The 19,427-nt window shown below is 68.3% G+C and carries 21 protein-coding genes; 19 read left to right on the top strand and 2 right to left on the bottom strand.

What is annotated here, in order from left to right:
- Positions 1-60 precede the first annotated feature (60 nt).
- The 3 genes from rho to WDU99_RS10985 are packed head-to-tail and all read left to right on the top strand — an operon-like array spanning position 61 to position 3,755.
- On the top strand, positions 61-2,220 hold the full coding sequence (gene rho / locus WDU99_RS10995; protein ID WP_337332509.1) for a transcription termination factor Rho: 2,160 nt from the start codon (positions 61-63) through the stop codon (positions 2,218-2,220).
- Between the two features lie 18 nt (positions 2,221-2,238).
- Positions 2,239-3,318: a peptide chain release factor 1 gene (gene prfA, locus WDU99_RS10990; protein WP_337332508.1), complete on the top strand. Its 1,080-nt coding sequence runs from the start codon at positions 2,239-2,241 to the stop codon at positions 3,316-3,318.
- Between the two features lie 29 nt (positions 3,319-3,347).
- Positions 3,348-3,755, top strand: a complete 408-nt coding sequence (locus tag WDU99_RS10985) for a hypothetical protein (RefSeq protein ID WP_337332507.1) — start codon at positions 3,348-3,350, stop codon at positions 3,753-3,755.
- Between the two features lie 18 nt (positions 3,756-3,773).
- Here WDU99_RS10985 and epsC read toward each other — a convergent pair whose 3' ends face one another.
- The gene (epsC, locus tag WDU99_RS10980; protein WP_337332506.1) at positions 3,774-4,337 is read right to left on the bottom strand and encodes a serine O-acetyltransferase EpsC; all 564 of its coding nucleotides are present in this window, start codon (positions 4,335-4,337) and stop codon (positions 3,774-3,776) included.
- A gap of 13 nt (positions 4,338-4,350) precedes the next feature.
- Positions 4,351-5,289 carry a cysteine synthase A gene (gene cysK, locus WDU99_RS10975; protein ID WP_337332505.1) on the bottom strand — a complete coding sequence of 313 codons (939 nt, stop codon included), beginning with the start codon at positions 5,287-5,289 and terminating at the stop codon, positions 4,351-4,353.
- 100 nt (positions 5,290-5,389) lie between these two features.
- On the opposite strand from cysK, the gene prmC reads away from it, so the two are divergent.
- The 16 genes from prmC to WDU99_RS10895 all read left to right on the top strand — a co-directional run bounded on the left by prmC (position 5,390) and on the right by WDU99_RS10895 (position 19,393).
- Positions 5,390-6,247: a peptide chain release factor N(5)-glutamine methyltransferase gene (prmC, locus tag WDU99_RS10970; RefSeq protein WP_337332504.1), complete on the top strand. Its 858-nt coding sequence runs from the start codon at positions 5,390-5,392 to the stop codon at positions 6,245-6,247.
- Between the two features lie 46 nt (positions 6,248-6,293).
- Complete coding sequence (locus tag WDU99_RS10965) at positions 6,294-7,031, top strand: L-threonylcarbamoyladenylate synthase (RefSeq protein WP_337332502.1); 738 nt, start codon at positions 6,294-6,296, stop codon at positions 7,029-7,031.
- Complete coding sequence (locus WDU99_RS10960; protein WP_337332501.1) at positions 7,028-8,212, top strand: MraY family glycosyltransferase; 1,185 nt, start codon at positions 7,028-7,030, stop codon at positions 8,210-8,212. Before WDU99_RS10965 ends, WDU99_RS10960 begins: the two co-directional genes overlap by 4 nt.
- Positions 8,209-8,718 carry a Cg1360 family ATP-synthase-associated protein gene (locus WDU99_RS10955; protein WP_337332500.1) on the top strand — a complete coding sequence of 170 codons (510 nt, stop codon included), beginning with the start codon at positions 8,209-8,211 and terminating at the stop codon, positions 8,716-8,718. The genes WDU99_RS10960 and WDU99_RS10955 overlap by 4 nt, the downstream gene beginning before the upstream one ends.
- A 134-nt stretch (positions 8,719-8,852) precedes the next feature.
- A complete protein-coding gene (gene atpB / locus WDU99_RS10950; RefSeq protein WP_337332499.1) occupies positions 8,853-9,644 on the top strand; it encodes a F0F1 ATP synthase subunit A in 792 nt (263 codons plus the stop codon).
- Positions 9,645-9,689: 45 nt separating this feature from the next.
- Complete coding sequence (gene atpE, locus WDU99_RS10945; protein WP_337332498.1) at positions 9,690-9,926, top strand: ATP synthase F0 subunit C; 237 nt, start codon at positions 9,690-9,692, stop codon at positions 9,924-9,926.
- Positions 9,927-9,953: 27 nt separating this feature from the next.
- The gene (locus WDU99_RS10940; protein ID WP_337332497.1) at positions 9,954-10,493 is read left to right on the top strand and encodes a F0F1 ATP synthase subunit B; all 540 of its coding nucleotides are present in this window, start codon (positions 9,954-9,956) and stop codon (positions 10,491-10,493) included.
- Positions 10,493-11,281 carry a F0F1 ATP synthase subunit delta gene (locus tag WDU99_RS10935; RefSeq protein ID WP_337332496.1) on the top strand — a complete coding sequence of 263 codons (789 nt, stop codon included), beginning with the start codon at positions 10,493-10,495 and terminating at the stop codon, positions 11,279-11,281. Before WDU99_RS10940 ends, WDU99_RS10935 begins: the two co-directional genes overlap by 1 nt.
- 50 nt (positions 11,282-11,331) lie before the next feature.
- On the top strand, positions 11,332-12,972 hold the full coding sequence (atpA, locus tag WDU99_RS10930; protein ID WP_337332495.1) for a F0F1 ATP synthase subunit alpha: 1,641 nt from the start codon (positions 11,332-11,334) through the stop codon (positions 12,970-12,972).
- Positions 12,973-12,991: 19 nt separating this feature from the next.
- Positions 12,992-13,888 carry a F0F1 ATP synthase subunit gamma gene (locus WDU99_RS10925; protein WP_337332494.1) on the top strand — a complete coding sequence of 299 codons (897 nt, stop codon included), beginning with the start codon at positions 12,992-12,994 and terminating at the stop codon, positions 13,886-13,888.
- A 26-nt stretch (positions 13,889-13,914) separates the two neighbouring features.
- Entirely contained in the window at positions 13,915-15,369 is a 1,455-nt protein-coding gene (gene atpD, locus WDU99_RS10920) for a F0F1 ATP synthase subunit beta (RefSeq protein WP_337332493.1), read from the top strand.
- Positions 15,370-15,371: 2 nt separating this feature from the next.
- Positions 15,372-15,632 (top strand): F0F1 ATP synthase subunit epsilon, encoded by a 261-nt coding sequence (locus tag WDU99_RS10915; protein WP_337332492.1) that lies wholly within the window; start codon positions 15,372-15,374, stop codon positions 15,630-15,632.
- Between the two features lie 92 nt (positions 15,633-15,724).
- Positions 15,725-16,465 (top strand): YaaA family protein, encoded by a 741-nt coding sequence (locus WDU99_RS10910; RefSeq protein ID WP_337332491.1) that lies wholly within the window; start codon positions 15,725-15,727, stop codon positions 16,463-16,465.
- A 130-nt stretch (positions 16,466-16,595) separates the two neighbouring features.
- Positions 16,596-17,459, top strand: a complete 864-nt coding sequence (locus WDU99_RS10905; RefSeq protein ID WP_337332490.1) for a DUF5684 domain-containing protein — start codon at positions 16,596-16,598, stop codon at positions 17,457-17,459.
- 71 nt (positions 17,460-17,530) lie between these two features.
- Positions 17,531-18,514, top strand: coding sequence for an aldo/keto reductase (locus WDU99_RS10900; protein ID WP_337332489.1), 984 nt, complete (start codon positions 17,531-17,533; stop codon positions 18,512-18,514).
- A 72-nt stretch (positions 18,515-18,586) separates the two neighbouring features.
- On the top strand, positions 18,587-19,393 hold the full coding sequence (locus tag WDU99_RS10895; RefSeq protein WP_337332488.1) for a PP2C family protein-serine/threonine phosphatase: 807 nt from the start codon (positions 18,587-18,589) through the stop codon (positions 19,391-19,393).
- Positions 19,394-19,427: the final 34 nt, after the last annotated feature.

Raw genomic sequence — 19,427 nt, 5'->3', positions numbered from 1 at the left:
GTGGCATTCGCCGCGTGCCATCCGGATTGCTCATTTCCCACGACATATGAGGGAGTACTCGTGGAGAACTTCTCCGAGACCCAGAACGACACTGCGGCCGAGTCGGTCGCATCCGACACCCCCGCGACCGAGTCTGCGCCCGTGCGCAAGCGGGCGCCGCGTCGTGCGACCACGGCGTCGGCGGCTGCCGCGGCCGAGGCCGCGGACGCACCGGCGTCGGCCGACGCGACCGGCGGCGCTTCCGAGGCTGCGGCCGCCGAGGCGCCGAAGGCGAAGGCCCCGCGCCGCTCACGTGCGAAGAAGGCCGATGCCGAGACGCTCGACCTGCCGGTGGGTGACGCGCCGTCCGCGCCTTCGTCGGATGCTGACGCCGAGGCACCGGCCAAGCCGGTGCGCAAGCGCGCGTCCCGCGCAAAGGCGACTGCCGAGACCCCCGCCGCCGGGGCGGTCGCGACCGAGGCATCCGCAGACACCGCATCCACCGACACGCGCCCGGCGGAGTCGTCCGGCGACAGCGCGGAAGCTGCGGCCGACGCCCCCGCCAAGCGCACCACGCGCAGCCGTCGCGCGAAGTCGGCTGAGACCGCATCGGAAGCCGCCGCCGAGTCGGCCGACGCACCCGCATCCGGTGACGACGCATCGTCCGATGAGGGCAAGAAGCGCGAGGGCGACGCCGCAGGTTCCGAGGACGACCAGCCGCAGGCCGGCAAGTCCAAGTCCCGCTCGGGACGCTCGCGCGGCGACAAGTCGCGCGGTGACGACAACGGCGACGACTCCGCGAAGGGCGACGGCTCTTCCGACGGCGGATCCTCGTCGGACGGCGATTCGTCCGACGGTGAAGGCGGCGGTCGCGGCCGCAGCCGCAGTCGCAGTCGCAGCCGCGGCCGGGGGAACAGCGGCCAGGGCAACCCCGGGCAGAGCAGCAACGGCCACGGCGACGGCTCGGATGACGAGCAGTCCTCCGGTCGCTCGCGTCAGCGCAACAAGCGACGCGGCGGCGGCAACAGCGCATCCGACGAGTTCGAGACCGAGATCGGCGAGGACGACGTGCTGATCCCGATCGCGGGCATCCTCGACGTGCTCGACAACTACGCGTTCGTGCGCACCACCGGGTACCTCGCCGGTCCCAGCGACGTCTACGTCTCGCTCGGCCAGGTGAAGAAGTACAACCTGCGCAAGGGCGACGCGATCGTCGGCGCCATCAAGCAGCCGCGCGAGGGCGAGCAGCAGGGCCGCCAGAAGTACAACGCCCTGGTCAAGGTCGACTCGATCAACGGTCTCTCCGCCGACGACGCGGCGAAGCGCGTCGAGTTCGGCAGCCTCACCCCGCTGTACCCGCAGGAGCGTCTGCGCCTGGAGACCGCACCCGAGAAGCTGACCCAGCGCATCATCGACCTGGTCGCGCCGATCGGCAAGGGTCAGCGCGGCCTGATCGTCGCGCCGCCCAAGGCCGGCAAGACCATCGTGCTGCAGCAGATCGCGAACGCGATCGCGCAGAACAACCCCGAGGTGCACCTGATGGTCGTCCTGGTCGACGAGCGTCCCGAAGAGGTCACCGACATGCAGCGCACGGTCAAGGGCGAGGTCATCGCCTCGACGTTCGACCGTCCTGCCGAAGACCATACGACCGTCGCCGAACTCGCCATCGAGCGCGCCAAGCGCCTGGTCGAGCTCGGTCGCGACGTGGTCGTGCTGCTCGACTCGATCACGCGTCTGGGCCGCGCCTACAACATCTCGGCACCGGCATCGGGTCGCGTGCTCACCGGTGGTGTGGACGCGTCGGCGCTGTACCCGCCGAAGCGCTTCTTCGGCGCTGCGCGCAACATCGAGAACGGCGGATCGCTGACCATCCTCGCCACCGCGCTCGTCGAGACCGGGTCGAAGATGGATGAGGTGATCTTCGAGGAGTTCAAGGGCACCGGCAACAGCGAGCTGCGCCTGTCGCGGGCACTGGCCGACAAGCGGATCTTCCCCGCCGTCGACGTGAACGCCTCGAGCACGCGCCGCGAGGAGATGCTGCTCTCGTCGGACGAGGTGAAGATCACCTGGAAGCTGCGCCGCGCGCTGGCGGGCCTGGACCCGCAGCAGGCCCTGGAGGTCGTGCTCGGCAAGCTGAAGGAGACCAGCTCGAACGTCGAGTTCCTGCTGCAGATGCAGAAGTCGATTCCGGCTCCGACGTCGACCGGCTCCTCGCACGCGCACGAGAACAGCATCCGCTGATCCGGCTTCGAGGCTGACGTGTTCGAGTCCGTGCAGTCCCTCATCGAGGAGCATCGCCGGGTGCAGGAGGAGCTCTCCGACCCGGCGGTGCATGCCGACGCGGCGCGCGCCAAGCGCGTCAACCGACGGTATGCGGAGCTGAACCGCATCGTCGCGGCGTACGACGCGTGGACCTCGGCCTCTGAGGATCTCGAGGCGGCGCGCGAGCTCGCCCGCGAGGACGACGCGTTCGCCGAGGAGGTGCCCGCGCTCGAGGAGGGCCTCGCCGGCGCGCAGGAGAAGCTGCGACGACTGCTCATCCCGCGTGATCCCGACGACGCACGCGACGTGATCATGGAGATCAAGGCGGGCGAGGGCGGTGCCGAGTCGGCGCTGTTCGCCGCCGACCTGCTTCGGATGTACATCCAGTACGCGGCGCACCGCGGCTGGAAGACCGAGCTGCTCGAGCGCAACGAGTCCGACCTCGGCGGCTACAAGGACGTGCAGGTCGCGATCAAGGGCTCCTCGTCCGACCCCGCGCAGGGCGTCTGGGCCCACCTCAAGTACGAGGGCGGCGTGCACCGCGTGCAGCGCGTGCCGGCCACCGAGTCGCAGGGGCGCATCCACACCTCGACCACTGGCGTGCTGGTGTTCCCCGAGGTCGACGAGCCCGAGGAGATCCAGATCGACCCGAACGATCTGAAGATCGACGTGTACCGTTCCTCCGGGCCGGGTGGGCAGTCGGTCAACACCACCGACTCGGCCGTGCGCATCACCCACGTTCCGAGCGGGATCGTCGTCTCGATGCAGAACGAGAAGTCGCAGCTGCAGAACCGCGAGGCCGGCATGCGCGTGCTTCGCGCCCGACTGCTGGCCAAGCAGCAGGAGGAACTCGATGCCGCGGCATCCGACGCGCGGCGCTCGCAGATCCGCGGCATGGACCGCTCCGAGCGCATCCGCACCTACAACTTCCCCGAGAACCGCATCGCCGACCACCGCACCGGCTACAAGGCGTACAACCTCGACCAGGTGATGGACGGCGCACTCGACCCGATCATCGAATCGGCTGTGCAGGCCGACGAGGAGGCGCGGCTCGCCGCCCTCGGCGACGACGCCTGATCCGGCGCGGGCAGCGCTATGCTCAGCCCGTGATCAACCTGCTGATTCGCGGCGTGCTCTTCGTCGTCTCGGCCGGCCTCGGCCTGCTGGTTGCCGATCTGCTGCTGCCGGACTTCCGCATCCTGTGGGACCAGTGGTGGGGCTTCGTCATCTGCGTGCTCGTCTTCGCGGTGCTGCAGAGCGTGCTCAGCCCGTGGGTCGTCAAGATCGCCCATCGCTATGCCCCGGTGCTGCTGGGCGGCGTCGGCATCTTCTCGACCCTGATCGCTCTGATCGTCGTGGTGCTGCTGCCCATCGGCGGACTGCGCATCGACGGCGTCATGGCGTGGCTGCTGGGCGCGGTGATCGTGTGGCTCGTGACGGCGCTGGGCGCACTGCTGCTGCCCATGCTGTTCCTGCGCCGTGCGGTGCAGAACGGCGGACGCGCCAAGGAGTGACGCTTCGGACGGTGCGCGTCAGATCACGTAGTCGGGGGCTGCCAGCAGCGCCCTGGTGCTCTCGTCGGAGCGGCGGGTGCGTGGCTTCGCCGGCACGCCGACCAGCACGCTGTGCGGTGGGGCGTCCTTGGTGACCACGGCGTTCGCCCCGACGACGCTGTGCGCTCCGACGCGGACGGGGCCGAGGATCTTCGCCCCGGTACCCACCGCGACGCCGTCCTCGAGCGTCGGGTGCCGCTTGCCGTGCGAGTGCGACCGGCCGCCGAGGGTGACGCCGTGGTACAGCATCACATCGTCCCCGATCTCGGCGGTCTCGCCGATCACCACACCCATGCCGTGATCGATGAAGAATCGGCGCCCGATCCGCGCGGCGGGATGGATCTCGATGCCCGTCAGCCAGCGGGTCAGCTGCGAACCCAGTCGCGCGGGGAACCGCAGCCGGCGACGCCAGAGCGCGTGCCACAGGCGGTGCGCCCAGATGGCGTGCAGCCCGGGGTAGAGCAGAGCCACCTCGACCCCGCTGCGGGCAGCGGGGTCGCGGTGGCGTGCGGCCGCGATGTCCTCGCGGATCCGATCGATCATGCTCACAGAGTCGTCAGTCCTCGCGCAGGTCCTCGAAGAGCGCCGTCGAGATGTAGCGCTCACCGGTGTCGGGGGCGATGACGACGATGGTCTTGCCGGCGTTCTCGGGGCGCGCGGCCACCTTCAGCGCCTGCGCGACGGCCGCGCCGCTGGAGATGCCGACGAGCAGGCCCTCCTTGGCGGCGAGGGCGCGTGCGGTCTCGAGAGACTCCTCGAACTCGGCCGTCAGCACCTCGTCGATGACGTCGCGGTCGAGCACGTCGGGAACGAAGTTCGGGCCGATGCCCTGGATCTTGGCCGGACCGACGCGACCCTCGGAGAGCAGGGGGGAGTCCTTGGGCTCGACCGCGATGACGTGCACGTCGGGCTTGGCGGCCTTGAGCGCCTGACCGGCACCCGTGACCGTGCCGCCCGTTCCGACGCCGGCGATGAAGACGTCGACCGCTCCGTCGGTGTCGCGCAGGATCTCCTGCGCGGTGGTGTCGCGGTGGATCTGCGGGTTCGCCGCGTTCTCGAATTGACGCGCCCAAACGGCGCCTGGCGTGTTCGCGATGATCTCCCGGAGCGCCTCGATGGCCCCGCTCATGCCCTTGGTGGGGTCACTGAGCACCAGCTCGGCGCCGAACGCCTTGAGCAGCACGCGCCGCTCCTTCGACATCGAGGCGGGCATCGTCAGCACCACCTTGTAGCCGCGTGCAGCGCCGACCATCGCCAGCGCGATGCCGGTGTTGCCGCTGGTCGCCTCGACGATCGTGCCGCCGGGCTTGAGCTCACCGGACGCCTCGGCGGCGTCGACGATCGCGATGCCGATGCGGTCCTTGACGCTCGATGCCGGGTTGAACGATTCGAGCTTGACCAGCACGGTCGCGCCCAGACCCTCGGTGAGGCGGTTCAGCCGCACCAGCGGGGTGTTGCCGAAGGTGGCGGTGATGTCGTTGTGGATGCCGGTCATGTCGGGCCTTTCGTCGTCGGCAGGAGCGTCATCAGCCTACGTGGAGGACGCGTCGGACGGCCGAATGTGACCGAGATCGCGTAACGAATACGCTGAGGGGATGCCCGAGAACATCTCCGCGCGTCTGCGCGCCGTCGCCCAGCAGCTGGCCGAAGCGGGCGTACCGGACCCACTGGTCGATGCCGAGCTGCTGCTGGGGCACGTGCTCGGACTGAGCCGTGGGGGAGTGCAGGCGGCCGCGCTGCGCGGGGACGCGCTGTCGGAGGCGGATGCCGCGCGGCTGGCCGGCCTGGTCGAGCGGCGCGCGGCGCGCACGCCGCTGCAGCATCTGACCGGCGTCGCCGCGTTCCGGCAGCTCGAGCTTGCGGTGGGGCCGGGCGTGTTCGTACCGAGGCCGGAGACCGAGACCGTGGTCCAGTTCGCCATCGACGCGCTGCTCGAGAGCGCGGTCCCCGCACCGGTCGCGATCGACCTCGGCACCGGCAGCGGGGCGATCGCGCTGGCCATGGCGACCGAGGTTCCGCATGCCAGGGTCTTCGCCGTCGAGCGATCCGCCGAAGCGCACGCCTGGGCGGCGCGCAATACGGCGGGAACGGCGAACCTCACCCTGGTGCACGGTGATCTGGCCACGGCGTTCGATGAGCTGAGCGGTGGCGTCGACGTCGTCATCTCCAATCCACCGTACGTCCCCGATGACGCGGTGCCGCGGGACCCGGAGGTGCGTCTGCACGACCCAGCCCAGGCGCTGTACGGAGGAGCCGACGGCCTCGATGTGGTGCGGGTGATCAGCCGCCGCGCGGCGCAGCTGCTGCACCCGGGCGGACTGCTGGTGCTCGAGCACGGCGAGCTGCAGGGTGACGCGATCCGCGGCATCCTCTCCGCCGACGGCTGGCGCGCCGCGGCGACCCATCAGGACCTCACCCGACGCGACCGCGCCACCACCGCGCTGCGCGGCTGAGCACTCACCGGAGTCACCGGGTCGACCACCGTAGAATAGGCACGCCATGTCAACTGTCTTCGATTGCCGCGACGACTCCCAGATCCTCGCCGGCATGCGCCACGCCCGTCAGGCGATCGCCCGCGGAGAGCTGGTGGTGCTCCCCACCGACACCGTCTACGGTCTCGCCGCCGATGCCTTCACGCCCGCCGCCGTGCAGCGACTGCTCGATGCGAAGGGCCGCGGCCGGGAGATGCCGCCACCCGTCCTGGTGGCGGGGCCGGACGTGCTCGCGGCGCTGGTCGAGGAGGTCCCCGAGGCCGTGCAGAAGCTCGTGGACGCCTTCTGGCCGGGCGGACTCACCATCGTGCTGCCCGCTCAGCCCTCACTGACCTGGGATCTCGGCGAGACGCTCGGCACGGTGGCCGTGCGGATGCCCGACCACCGGATCGCCCTGGAGCTTCTGGCCGAGACCGGACCGCTGGCCGTCTCCAGCGCGAACCTCACCGGCCGTGACGCCGCCGTGATCGCGTCCGACGCCGAAGCGATGCTCGGAGAGAGCGTCGCCGTCTACCTCGAGTACGGATACAGCGAGAACGGCGTGCCCTCGACGATCGTCGACGCCACCTCGCTGGTCGGTGCGACCGAGGACGACCGGCCGCTCGTGCGCATCCTCCGCGACGGAGCCGTCACCCGCGAGCAGCTCGAGGAGGTGCTCGGCGATCTGCTCGAGAAGGCCGAGCAGCCCGGTGACGTCGTCCCGGCCGATGCCGCCGCCGGCGAAGGTCCGGTCGACGAAGAGTGAAGCAGTATCTGTTCACGATCATCCTGACGGCGGCGATCACATTCGTGCTGTCATGGGCGGTCTGGCGGCTGAGCCTGAAGTTCAAGCTCTACCCCGGCATCCGTGAACGGGACGTGCACAAGACCCCGACGCCGCGGCTCGGCGGAGTGGCGATGTTCATCGCCATCGCCTCGGCGATCCTGATCTCGGCGGCCAACCCGTTCTTCGAACGGATGTGGGTGCCGCCGCAGACGCTGTGGTCGATCCTCGGCGCGGCGCTGCTGATCGCCGTGATCGGGGTCATCGACGATCTGCTGGATCTGGACTGGATGATCAAGCTCGGTGCGCAGTTCCTGGCCGCCGGCATCATCACCGTCGGCGGGGGACTGCAGATCCTGTCGCTGCCGGTGGGCGACATGATCCTCGTATCGAGCTGGGTGAGCATCTCGATCACGATGTTCGCCATCGTGGTCGTGATGAACGCCGTGAACTTCATCGACGGGCTCGACGGACTGGTCGCCGGGGTCTGTCTGATCGCCAACGGCATCTTCTTCGTGTACGCGTACATCCTCACCCGAGATTCCGGCGCCACGACCTACTTCAACCTCGCGACCTTCCTCGCCGCCGTCCTGATCGGCGCCTGTCTCGGCTTCCTGCCGCTGAACTGGAGCCCGGCCAAGCTGTTCATGGGCGATTCCGGCGCACTCGTGCTGGGACTGCTGATGGCGACCTCTGCGATCGCCCTCACCGGGCAGGGCGACGTGAACGCCTTCGACCCCGAGCAGTTCGGCCGCTCTCAGCTGCTGGGTGCGTTCATCCCGATCGTGCTTCCCCTGGTCATCGTGATGCTGCCGCTGCTCGACTTCGGCCTGGCGGTCTTCCGGCGCATGCGGGCGGGTAAGTCCCCGTTCGCCCCCGATCGCAAGCACCTGCACCACCGGATGCTGGATCTCGGACACCGCGACCGCGACGCGGTGCTCATCTTCTACGCGTGGACGGCGGTCATCTCGCTGTCGGTGCTGCTGATGTACATCGCCACGCGCCAGGACTGGCCTGGCGGGTATCTGGTGGGCATCGGCTTCGGCGTGCTGGGCATCGCCGCCTGCCTCGTCGTCACTCTTCTGCCGCCGGGGCGCCATCGTGCACCCGATGCGGCGGCCACGCACTCGACCGCAGACCACGACTCCTTGGAGCCCCGATGACCCCGAGCCCCGTCTCCAGCAATCCCATCCTCCGCCGCACACTGGTGTGGTCGGGCATCTCAGCCCTCGTGCTCGCCGTCGTCGCCGGCGGCATCGGCTTCGCCGTCGCGGGGGTGAACGGCCTGTGGAGCGGCCTGCTCGGCGTACTGCTGGCCGTGCTGTTCCTGGGCATCACCGCCGGCAGCATCCTGTTCGCCAACCGCTGGTTCGGCGACCCGATCTACGTGCAGCTGTTCTTCGCGATCGTGCTCGGCGGATGGCTGCTCAAGCTGGGCATCTTCCTCGTGGTGATGATGGTGCTCAGCGGCCAACCCTGGGTGGAGCCGCTGGTGTTCTTCCTGTCGATCGTCGCCGGAGTCGCCATGTCGCTGGTCGTCGACGTGATCGTGCTCACACGCATGCGACTGCCCAACGTCAGCGACATCTCCCTGCCCACGACCAATCCCGAGGACGAGACCCCCGATCAGGGGGAAAGCACCCCGCCCGCGGCGTCGGAGGGAAGATGAGTCTGGTAGTGTTCTACGGGTGCCCGCCGCTCGTACTGCGAGCGCTTGCGCCGTGATGCACACCGTCCCTCGTCGCCCCGGTTCTGACCGGTGACCCGAAGCTGGAGCCCGCGCTGTTGAATCTCGCTGCGACCATGAACCTTCGTCCGATCGCCGGTGACGGTGAATTCTACGGCCCGTCGATGGATGATTTCTTCCCTGAGACTCTCTTCCAGGTCTTCGGGATCATCGATGTGAACCGCATCCACCTGATCCAGTTCCTGTCGGTCATCGCCGTCGTTCTGATCCTGTGGCTCGGCACCCGCCGCATGACGGTCGTGCCCGGACGCTTCCAGAGCCTGGTCGAGATGGGGCTCGGATTCGTCCGCGGCGGCATCGCCCACGACCTGCTCGGACGCAAGGACGGCGACCGCTTCCTGCCGATCCTCACGACCATGTTCTTCATGATCCTGTTCATGAACATCACGGGCATCATCCCGTTCCTGAACATGCCGGGAACCGCGATCATCGCCGTCCCGCTGACGCTCGCGATCATCAGCTACGTCACGTTCATCTACGCCGGTATGAAGAAGAGCCCGCTCGGCTTCTGGAAGAACTCGCTCTTCCCGGCCGGTGTGCCGTGGCCCGTCTACATCATCGTGACCCCGCTCGAGTTCATCTCGACGTTCATCATCCGGCCGATCACGCTCACGCTGCGACTGATGATGAACCTGGTCGTCGGCCACATGATCCTGGTGCTGTGCTTCGCCGCAACCCAGTTCTTCTTCTTCACCGCGGGTGGCGGCTGGGCCCTCCTCGGTGTCGGAACCCTCGCCTTCGGCGGCGCGTTCACGATCTTCGAGATCCTGGTCGTCGTCCTGCAGGCCTACGTCTTCACCGTCCTCACCGCGATCTACATCCAGCTCGCGGTCGCAGAAGAGCACTGAACGGGTCAGCCCACCAGCTGACCAAAACCGAAAGGAAACACCCCCGTGGATGCAACTACGGTTCTCGCTGAAATCAACGGTAACCTCGCAGCTGTCGGCTACGGCCTCGCAGCGATCGGCCCGGCCATCGGTGTGGGCATCGTCGTCGGAAAGACGATCGAGGGCGTCGCCCGCCAGCCCGAGCTCGCCGGCCGCCTGCAGGTCCTCATGTGGATCGGTATCGCCTTCACCGAGGCGCTTGCGTTCGTCGGCATCGCCGTCGGATTCATCCCCTTCCCGTAATCCGCACCGAGTTCTGAAGGAGACAGGATGCCGAACGCTCTTGTCACGAACCTCGCCGCGGAGGCAGCGCCTAACCCGCTCATCCCGGCCTGGTACGACATCATCTGGTCGGGTCTGTGGTTCATCATCATCCTCATCGTGGTCTGGAAGGTCGCCCTTCCCCGCCTGACCGCGATGCTCGACGAGCGCTCGGCCGCGATCGAGGGAAACATCGCCAAGGCGGATGAGGCCCAGAAGCAGGCTGAGGAGGCGCTGGAGGAGTACACCCGCCAGCTCGCCGAGGCACGCACCGAGGCCGGTGAGATCCGAGAGGCCGCCCGTGAGGACGGCAAGAAGATCGTCGCCGAGGCCAAGGACGCCGCGAGCGCCGAAGCAGGCCGCATCACGGCTGCCGCGCACACGCAGATCGAGGCCGAGCGCCAGGCGGCGTTCGTCTCGCTGCGCAGCGAGGTCGGCACGCTCGCGATCGACCTCGCAGGCAACGTCGTGGGGGAGACCCTCTCCGACGACGCCCGTGCGACGGCTGTCGTGGACCGCTTCCTGGCCGACCTCGAGAAGGCGAAGTAATGGGCAGCGCGACCACTCAGGCACTCGCGGCATCGACGGACGCGCTTGCCGCAGCGTCGGGCCTGACGCTTGACAGTGCGGCCGAGCTGTTCGCAGCCGCTCGCGCCATCGGCGACTCGGCTCAGCTGAGCGGCGCGCTGGCCGATCCTTCGGCTCCGGCCGAAGCGCGCACCGCGCTCGTCGAGCGCGTGTTCGCCGGGGCCTCGGCTCCGGTGCGCGCGCTGCTGACGGCCGTGGCCGCAGAGCGCTGGTCATCGGCATCCGATCTCGTCGACGGTGTCGAGGAGCTCGCGATACGCGCCGCTGCGATCGCCTCAGCCGACGCCGACATCGCCGGGGAGCTGTTCGGCTTCTCCCGCGTCGTCGCGGCCAACCCCGAGCTCGAGCTCGCTCTCGGCAGCCGGCTGGGCGACGCTCCCGCCAAGGGAGCGCTCGTCGAGCGACTGCTCGGAGGGGCCGCTGCCCCCGCCACGGCACTGATCGCGTCGTCGCTCGTGCGCCAGCCGCGCGAGCGTCGCGTGCGCCAGCTGCTGAGCCGTGCGATTCGCATCGTGTCGGCGCAGGACGGCCGCACCGTTGCGACGGTGCACACCGCCACCCCGATCAGCGCACCGCAGGAGACCCGTCTCCGCGAGGCGCTCGCGCACCGCTACGGCGGGGAGATCTCCATCAACCAGGTGATCGACCCGACCGTCGTCGGAGGCCTGCGCGTGCAGATCGCCGATGACGTCATCGACGGCAGCATCTCCGCCCGACTCGCCGACCTTCGCCAGAAGCTCGCGAGCTGAACAACTCGCCGCGGGGAACCGCGCACACCCAGACACATAAAGGGAAGACAATGGCAGAACTATCGATCAGCCCCGACGTCATCCGTGACGCGCTGAAGAACTTCGCCGACGCCTACGAGCCCACCGGGGCCGCGGCTACCGAGGTCGGCACCGTCATCGACGCGGCCGATGGCATCGCGCACGTCGAAGGACTGCCGGGCGTCATGGCCAACGAGCTCGTCACCTTCGCCGATGGCACCAAGGGCCTCGCGCTGAACCTCGACGAGCACGAGATCGGCGTGGTCGTCCTCGGCGACTTCACCGGCATCGAAGCAGGTCAGGAAGTCACCCGGACGGGCGAAGTCCTCTCGGTTCCGGTCGGCGACGGCTACCTGGGTCGTGTCGTCGACCCGCTAGGCAACCCGATCGACGGCCTCGGCGCCATCGCGACCGAGGGCGTGCGCGAGCTCGAGCTGCAGGCTCCGGGCGTCATGCAGCGCAAGTCTGTGCACGAGCCGATGCAGACCGGCATGAAGGCCATTGACGCGATGATCCCCGTCGGCCGCGGCCAGCGTCAGCTGATCATCGGCGACCGCCAGACCGGCAAGACGGCCATCGCGATCGACACGATCATCAATCAGAAGGCCAACTGGGAGTCGGGCGACGTCGACAAGCAGGTCCGCTGCATCTACGTCGCCATCGGCCAGAAGGGCTCGACCATCGCCTCGGTGAAGGGCGCCCTGGAAGAGGCAGGCGCGCTGGAGTACACCACGATCGTGGCCGCCCCCGCGTCGGACCCCGCCGGCTTCAAGTACCTGGCGCCCTACACCGGCTCGGCCATCGGCCAGCACTGGATGTACGGCGGCAAGCACGTGCTGATCATCTTCGACGACCTGTCGAAGCAGGCCGAGGCGTACCGCGCCGTGTCGCTGCTGCTGCGCCGCCCGCCGGGCCGCGAGGCATACCCCGGCGATGTCTTCTACCTGCACTCGCGTCTGCTCGAGCGCTGCGCGAAGCTGTCCGACGAGCTGGGCGCCGGCTCGATGACGGGTCTTCCCATCATCGAGACCAAGGCGAACGACGTCTCGGCGTACATCCCGACCAACGTGATCTCGATCACCGACGGTCAGATCTTCCTTCAGTCCGACCTGTTCAACGCCAACCAGCGTCCCGCTGTCGACGTCGGCATCTCGGTCTCGCGAGTCGGCGGCGACGCTCAGGTCAAGTCGATCAAGAAGGTCTCCGGAACGCTGAAGCTGGAGCTCGCGCAGTACCGCTCGCTCGAGGCCTTCGCGATGTTCGCGTCGGACCTCGACGCGGCCTCGCGTCGTCAGCTGGCACGCGGTGCGCGTCTGACCGAGCTGCTGAAGCAGCCGCAGTACTCGCCGTACCCGGTCGAGGAGCAGGTCGTCTCGATCTGGGCCGGAACCAACGGCAAGCTCGACTCGATCGAGGTCGAGGACGTGCTGCGCTTCGAGCGCGAGCTGCTCGACTACCTGCGTCGCAACACCGGCATCCTCGACACCCTGCGCGAGACGAACGTGCTCGACGACGACACCGTCGCGGAGCTCGACAAGCAGACGGATGCGTTCATCCTGGAGTTCCAGGGTGGCAAGGGTCACGCCATCGGCGCCCCCGGTCACGAGGAGCACGCCGCCGCGGGTGCGGAGGACGTCAACCAGGAGAAGATCGTCAAGGGTCGTCGCGCGTAATCGCGTGAGGTATTGATTCATGGGCGCTCAACTCAGGGTCTACAAGCAGAAGATCTCTTCTGCTCAGACGACCAAGAAGATCACGAAGGCGATGGAACTCATCGCGGCTTCGCGCATCCAGAAGGCGATGGCACGCGTCAAGGCGTCCACCCCCTTCGCGCGAGCCGTGACGAGGGCCGTGTCCGCCGTCGCGACGCACTCGAACGTCGATCACCCGCTCACCCGCGAGCCCGAGAACATCCGCCGCTCCGCGGTGGTCATCTTCTCGTCGGACCGCGGCCTGGCAGGAGCCTTCAACTCGCAGATCCTCCGTGAGGGCCTCGAGGTGGCGGAGCTGCTGCGTGAGCAGGGCAAGGAGCCGGTGTTCTACCTGGTGGGCCGCAAGGCCGTCGGGTACTTCCAGTTCCGTCGGATCGAGTCGGCTGCCGAGTGGACCGGTGACACGGACACCCCGTCGTTCCACACCGCCGAGGAGATCTCGCAGACGCTTCTGGACGCCTTCTCCCGTGGGGGAGAAGCCGGCGGTGTCGACGAGATCACCCTCGTGTACAACCGTTTCGTCAGCATGATGACGCAGTCGCCCGAGAACGTGCGCCTGCTTCCGCTGGAGATCACTGAGTCCGACGACTCAGAAGCGGGCAAGACCGTCTACCCGCTGTACGAGTTCGAGCCGGACGCCGAGACCGTGCTGGACGCGATCCTGCCGGTGTACATCCAGAGCCGCGTCTTCAACGCGCTGCTGCAGTCGTCCGCTGCGAAGCAGGCGGCGACGCAGAAGGCGATGAAGTCGGCCAGCGACAACGCCGACAAGCTGATCACCGACTACACCCGCCTGCGCAACAACGCGCGCCAGGCCGAGATCACCCAGCAGATCGCCGAGATCGTCGGTGGCGCCGACGCTCTCGCATCCAGCTGACAGACCCTCAGGAAAGAGACGAAGAAATGACCCCCACCGCAACGGCTGACCAGGCCGCGACCGCGGTCGTCGGGCGCGTCGCACGCGTCAACGGTCCGGTTGTGGACATCGAGTTCCCGCACGACTCGATCCCCGACATCTACAACGCGCTGAAGACCACGATCACGATCGGCGAGGAGTCGACCGAGATCACGCTCGAGGTCGCTCAGCACCTCGGCGACGATCTCGTCCGCGCGATCGCCCTCAAGCCCACCGACGGCATCGTCCGCGGGCAGGAGGTGCGCGACACCGGTGAGGCCATCTCGGTGCCCGTCGGTGACATCACCAAGGGCAAGGTCTTCAACGTGATCGGCGAAGTCCTCAACGGCGAGCCCGGCGAGACCCTCGAGGTCACCGAGCGCTGGCCGATTCACCGCAAGGCGCCGAACTTCGACCAGCTGGAGTCCAAGACCCAGATGTTCGAGACCGGCATCAAGTCGATCGACCTGCTCACCCCGTACGTGCTGGGCGGAAAGATCGGTCTGTTCGGCGGCGCCGGCGTCGGCAAGACCGTCCTCATCCAGGAGATGATCCAGCGCGTCGCGCAGGACCACGGCGGCGTGTCGGTGTTCGCCGGTGTCGGCGAGCGCACCCGTGAGGGCAACGACCTGATCCACGAGATGGAAGAGGCCGGCGTCTTCGACAAGACCGCGCTGGTCTTCGGCCAGATGGACGAGCCGCCGGGGACGCGTCTGCGCGTCGCGCTGTCGGCCCTGACCATGGCGGAGTACTTCCGCGATGTGCAGAAGCAGGACGTGCTGCTCTTCATCGACAACATCTTCCGCTTCACGCAGGCCGGTTCCGAGGTGTCGACGCTGCTGGGCCGCATGCCCTCCGCCGTGGGCTACCAGCCGAACCTCGCCGACGAGATGGGTGTGCTGCAGGAGCGCATCACCTCGACCCGCGGTCACTCGATCACCTCGCTGCAGGCGATCTACGTGCCGGCCGACGACTACACCGACCCGGCACCGGCGACCACGTTCGCCCACCTCGACGCGACCACCGAGCTCTCCCGCGAGATCGCGTCGAAGGGTCTGTACCCGGCCATCGACCCGCTGACCTCGACGTCGCGGATCATGGACCCCCGCTACCTGGGTGACGACCACTACCGGGTAGCCACCACGGTCAAGCAGATCCTCCAGAAGAACAAGGAGCTGCAGGAGATCATCGCCATCCTCGGTGTCGACGAGCTCTCCGAAGAGGACAAGATCGTCGTGTCGCGTGCGCGCCGCATCCAGCAGTTCCTCTCGCAGAACACCTACATGGCCAAGAAGTTCACGGGTGTCGAGGGTTCGACCGTCCCGCTGAAGGAGACCATCGAGTCCTTCGATGCGATCGCCAAGGGCGACTTCGACCACGTCGCCGAGCAGGCGTTCTTCAACGTCGGCGGCATCTCCGACGTCGAAGAGGCGTGGGCGAAGATCCAGAAGGAGAACAGCTGACCATGGCTCTGCACGTCAGCCTCGTCTCCGCCGACGCGGAGGTCTGGACGGGAGAGGCGTCGCTCGTCGTCGCCAAGACCGTCGAGGGCGAGATCGGCTTCATGACCGGTCACGAGCCGGTGCTGGCCATCCTCGCCGAGGGCCAGGTCCGGATCACGCAGACAGACGGCAGCAAGGTGCTCGCCAACGCGCAGGACGGCTTCCTCTCGATGGAGGGCGACGCTCTGACGATCGTCGCCGGCAACGCCGCACTGATCGCCTGACACCAAGTCATCACTGAGACGTCCGCCTCGACCCCGTACAGGGACCGAGGCGGACGCCTTCGTCTGTGGGGAGACCACACCGTGGAGAGAGCATGAAGATCCTGCTGCCGCCATCCGAGACCAAGCACACAGGTGGGGTCGGTGCACCGCTGCAGCTGGATGCACTCGCACTGCCCGCGCTGCGGCCGCAGCGCGTGGCCGTCGTCGACGCTCTGATCGCGCTCTCGGACGACCTGGCCGAGGCACAGCGGGTGCTGAAGCTCAGTGACCGGCAGCTCGGCGACATCGAACACAATCGGATGCTGCGCACAGCGCCCACGATGCCTGCGATCGACAGGTACACCGGCGTGCTCTACGACGCGCTGGATGCCGGCGGCATGGACGTGACCTCGCGGCGCTGGCTTTCCGAGCACGTGCTGATCCACTCCGCGCCATTCGGCCCGGTCGGCGCGCTGGATCCGATCCCCGCGTACCGCCTTGCGGCCGGGACGTCGCTTCCTGGCATCCCGCCGCTGCGACGCCACTGGGCGGCGGCGACGTCGACGGCGCTGTCGGATGCCGGGTTCGTGCTCGATCTTCGCAGCGAGGCCTACGCGGCGCTGGGGCCGATTCCCGCATCCGTCGCCTCGGCGTACGTGCGCGTCGTCACCGAGTCCGGACGCGCGCTCAATCACTTCAACAAGAAGGCCAAGGGCGAACTCGTGCGTGCACTGGCCGTCACGCGCCCCAGAGCGAGGACCGAACCCGGCCTGCTGCGGTGGGCGCAGGAGCAGGGCATCCATCTGCAGCGGTCTGCGGCTGCCGGGGAGCTGGAACTCGTCGTCTCCGGCTGACGAGACGCGCTCGCCCGCAACGCCGGACGCGTCGTTGCCTGTCGCGGCGGCGCACCAGTAGCATGACGGGTGCGACGCACGTCGCCGGGGAGCGCTACGGCTTCCTTCAAACAAGGGATGTGAGCAACACATGGATTACTACGATCCGTACGGCTACGGGGGAATGGTCGCGCTCTTCGCCGTGCTCGGCGTGATGCTGCTGATCCTCGGACCCATCATGTACGTGGTCTTCTCGCTGTTCCTGATGAAGATCTTCGAGAAGGCGGGCGTCGAGGGCAAGTGGCGGGCCTGGGTGCCGGTGTACAACGCCATGATTCTCTTCAAGCTCGGCGACATGAGTCCCTGGCTGGTGCTCTATGCGATCGGTGCCAGCCTGGTGCTCTCGTGGATCCCCGTCATCGGCTGGCTGCTGCCGCTTGCCACGCTCGCGATATCGGCGATGGCCGCCTGGCGTGTGGGCCTCAAACTGCAGAAGGAGGCCGCCTGGGTCATCCTCTACGTCTTCCTGTCGATCGTGTGGATGGGCATCCTCGCCTTCGACAAGTCGCGCTGGAACCCGGCGATCGCTCCAGCCCCGTGGGCAGGCAACGCCTTCCTCGCCGACCGCACCGTCTGGGACGGCGTTCCGCCGCAGCCCTCGCAGGGCGTGGCCCCGCAGGCTCCCGGCTACGGCGCAGCTTCGCAGGGCTACGCGCCGCCGCAGGGATACCAGCCGCCGGCCCAGCCCGGTTACGGTGCTCCGGCGCAGCCCGGTCAGCCCGGTCAGCCTGGCTACGGTGCTCCGGCCCAGCCCGGCCCCGGTCAGCCCGCTCCTGGTGCTCCCGGAGCCCCGGTGCCGCCGCCGGCCGCCCCGCCGGCTCCTCCGACTGCGCCGCCGGCACCGCCTGCGACTCCGCCGGCACCGCCGGCCGCTCCTCCGGCGCCCCCGGCCGCTCCGCCGGCAGGCCCGGACGCCCCCGACAATCCGGCGGGCCCCAACCAGCCTCCGGCTTGACGCATGAGACGCCCCCGATGACATCGGGGGCGTCTCGCGTTCCGGCGTGGACGCACCGATAGTGTGGGGGCATGGCAATCTCGCAGCGTCGCGTCGGCGCATCCGGTCTTGTCGTCTCGGCCACCGGACTCGGATGCAACAACTTCGGCCGGACCGGCACCGCTGCCGAGACCCTCGAGGGCACGCGGGTCGTGATCGATGCGGCTCTCGCGAACGGGGTGACCTTCTTCGACACGGCAGACATGTACGGGGCCGAAGCCGGCCGCAGCGAAGAGCTGATGGGTGAGGCGCTCGAGGGGCGTCGCGATCGTGTGGTGCTGGCGACGAAGTTCGGTCATGAGCGCGACATGGGCTACGATTTCCCGGCCGGCCGCGGCTCGCGCCGCTACGTGCGCCTGGCGGTGGAGCAGTCGCTGCGCCGCCTGCGCACCGACTGGATCGATCTCTACCAATTGCATCTTCCCGATCCGCAGACGCCGATCGCCGAGACGATCGACGCGCTCGACGAACTGGTCGCCGAGGGCAAGATCCGCTACTGCGGCCACTCGAACTTCGACGGCTGGCAGATCGCTGAAGCCGAGTTCACTGCGCGCATGCGCTCGACCGGCCGATTCATCTCGGCCCAGAACCACTACTCGCTGCTGGCGCGCGCATCCGAGCGCGAGGTGCTGCCCGCGGTGAACAGATTCGGGCTGGGCTTCTTCCCGTACTTCCCGCTGAAGAACGGTCTGCTGACCGGAAAATTCACTCGGGCGGGCGGTCCTGAGGGCAGTCGCATCATGGAAACCCGCCCCCACATCTGGGCCGACGCGCCGTGGGATGCCCTCGAGGCGTACCAGCGGTTCTGCGATGAGCGCGGCATCACCATGCTGCAGGCCACCTTCGGGTGGCTGCTCGCGCAGCCGGGCGTCTCGAGCGTGATCGCCGGCGCCACCACGCCCGCGCAGGTGGAGGCGAACGCGGCCGCCGCGGACGCATGGACGCCCGACGCCGCCGACCTGAAGGCCATCGACGGGTTCTTCCCGCTTGTCGAGGATCCCGCTTCGCGGATGTGACCACCCGCACCGTTACGATGGATGAGTTCCCCGCGGCCGCCGTGCCGCCCGCCCGCCCGACGGAGATCGCCCGTGACTGAGACGACAACGCAGACGTATCGCGTCAGTGACGAGCTGCAGCTCTCGTGGGCGGGGATCACCGACCGCGGTCGGCGCAGGGAGAACAATCAGGACGCGTATCTGGCGGCCTTCCCGCTGTTCGTCGTCGCCGACGGCATGGGAGGACACGCCGGGGGAGAGATCGCCAGCCAGAGCACGGTGGCGCGTCTGGCCGAGGTCGTCGAGGCCGGCGAGGTCTCGACGGATGCCATCGAAGAGGCACTGCGTCAGGCGGTCGAAGACATCCACGCGCATCCCGAGGCCACCGATGAGGGAACCGGGACGACGCTCACCGGTGCGTTCCTCGGTCGTGACGACGACGGCGCCTGGCAGTGGATCGTGCTGAACATCGGCGATTCACGGGTGTACCTCGAGCGCCAGAACCAGCTGCTGCAGGTCACCACAGACCACTCCGTGGTGCAGGAGCTGATCGCCTCAGGCAAGATCAGCCCGGAAGAGGCGGACGGCCACCCGTACAGCAATGTCATCACGCGCGCGGTCGGCGCGAGCGAGCTGGTGCCGCCCGACTATGTGACGGTCGGTCTGCAGGATGGCGATCGCCTGATCATCTGCTCCGACGGCCTCACCAAGGAGCTCACCGACTACGGCATCCTGCACTTCCTCCGCGAGAATGCCGATCCCGGCGCCGCCGTCGATGCGATGGTCGATGCGGCTCTCGAGAACGGCGGGCGCGACAACGTCACGATGATCGTGCTGCGCGTGGCGCTATCGTCGCCGGATGACGACTCGTCCTCCACAGAAGACGAGAACGCGGAATAGCGCCCACGGCCTGTGGACAGGCCGTTTCTCGAGC

The sequence above is a fragment of the Microbacterium bandirmense genome (assembly GCF_037204185.1).
GTDB classification, from domain to species: Bacteria; Actinomycetota; Actinomycetes; order Actinomycetales; family Microbacteriaceae; genus Microbacterium; species Microbacterium bandirmense.
Note: the sequence above shows the minus strand (reverse complement) of the source record. Positions and strands in the feature narration are given on the sequence as shown.

Coding starts and splice junctions, on each gene's coding strand:
- epsC (WP_337332506.1), bottom strand. CDS start 4,337: ATGATCGATCGGATCCGCGAGGACATCGCGGCCGCACGCCACCGCGAC.
- cysK (WP_337332505.1), bottom strand. CDS start 5,289: ATGACCGGCATCCACAACGACATCACCGCCACCTTCGGCAACACCCCG.
- prmC (WP_337332504.1), top strand. CDS start 5,390: ATGCCCGAGAACATCTCCGCGCGTCTGCGCGCCGTCGCCCAGCAGCTG.
- WDU99_RS10965 (WP_337332502.1), top strand. CDS start 6,294: ATGTCAACTGTCTTCGATTGCCGCGACGACTCCCAGATCCTCGCCGGC.
- WDU99_RS10955 (WP_337332500.1), top strand. CDS start 8,209: ATGACCCCGAGCCCCGTCTCCAGCAATCCCATCCTCCGCCGCACACTG.
- atpB (WP_337332499.1), top strand. CDS start 8,853: ATGAACCTTCGTCCGATCGCCGGTGACGGTGAATTCTACGGCCCGTCG.
- WDU99_RS10940 (WP_337332497.1), top strand. CDS start 9,954: ATGCCGAACGCTCTTGTCACGAACCTCGCCGCGGAGGCAGCGCCTAAC.
- WDU99_RS10935 (WP_337332496.1), top strand. CDS start 10,493: ATGGGCAGCGCGACCACTCAGGCACTCGCGGCATCGACGGACGCGCTT.
- atpA (WP_337332495.1), top strand. CDS start 11,332: ATGGCAGAACTATCGATCAGCCCCGACGTCATCCGTGACGCGCTGAAG.
- WDU99_RS10925 (WP_337332494.1), top strand. CDS start 12,992: ATGGGCGCTCAACTCAGGGTCTACAAGCAGAAGATCTCTTCTGCTCAG.
- atpD (WP_337332493.1), top strand. CDS start 13,915: ATGACCCCCACCGCAACGGCTGACCAGGCCGCGACCGCGGTCGTCGGG.
- WDU99_RS10915 (WP_337332492.1), top strand. CDS start 15,372: ATGGCTCTGCACGTCAGCCTCGTCTCCGCCGACGCGGAGGTCTGGACG.
- WDU99_RS10910 (WP_337332491.1), top strand. CDS start 15,725: ATGAAGATCCTGCTGCCGCCATCCGAGACCAAGCACACAGGTGGGGTC.
- WDU99_RS10905 (WP_337332490.1), top strand. CDS start 16,596: ATGGATTACTACGATCCGTACGGCTACGGGGGAATGGTCGCGCTCTTC.
- WDU99_RS10900 (WP_337332489.1), top strand. CDS start 17,531: ATGGCAATCTCGCAGCGTCGCGTCGGCGCATCCGGTCTTGTCGTCTCG.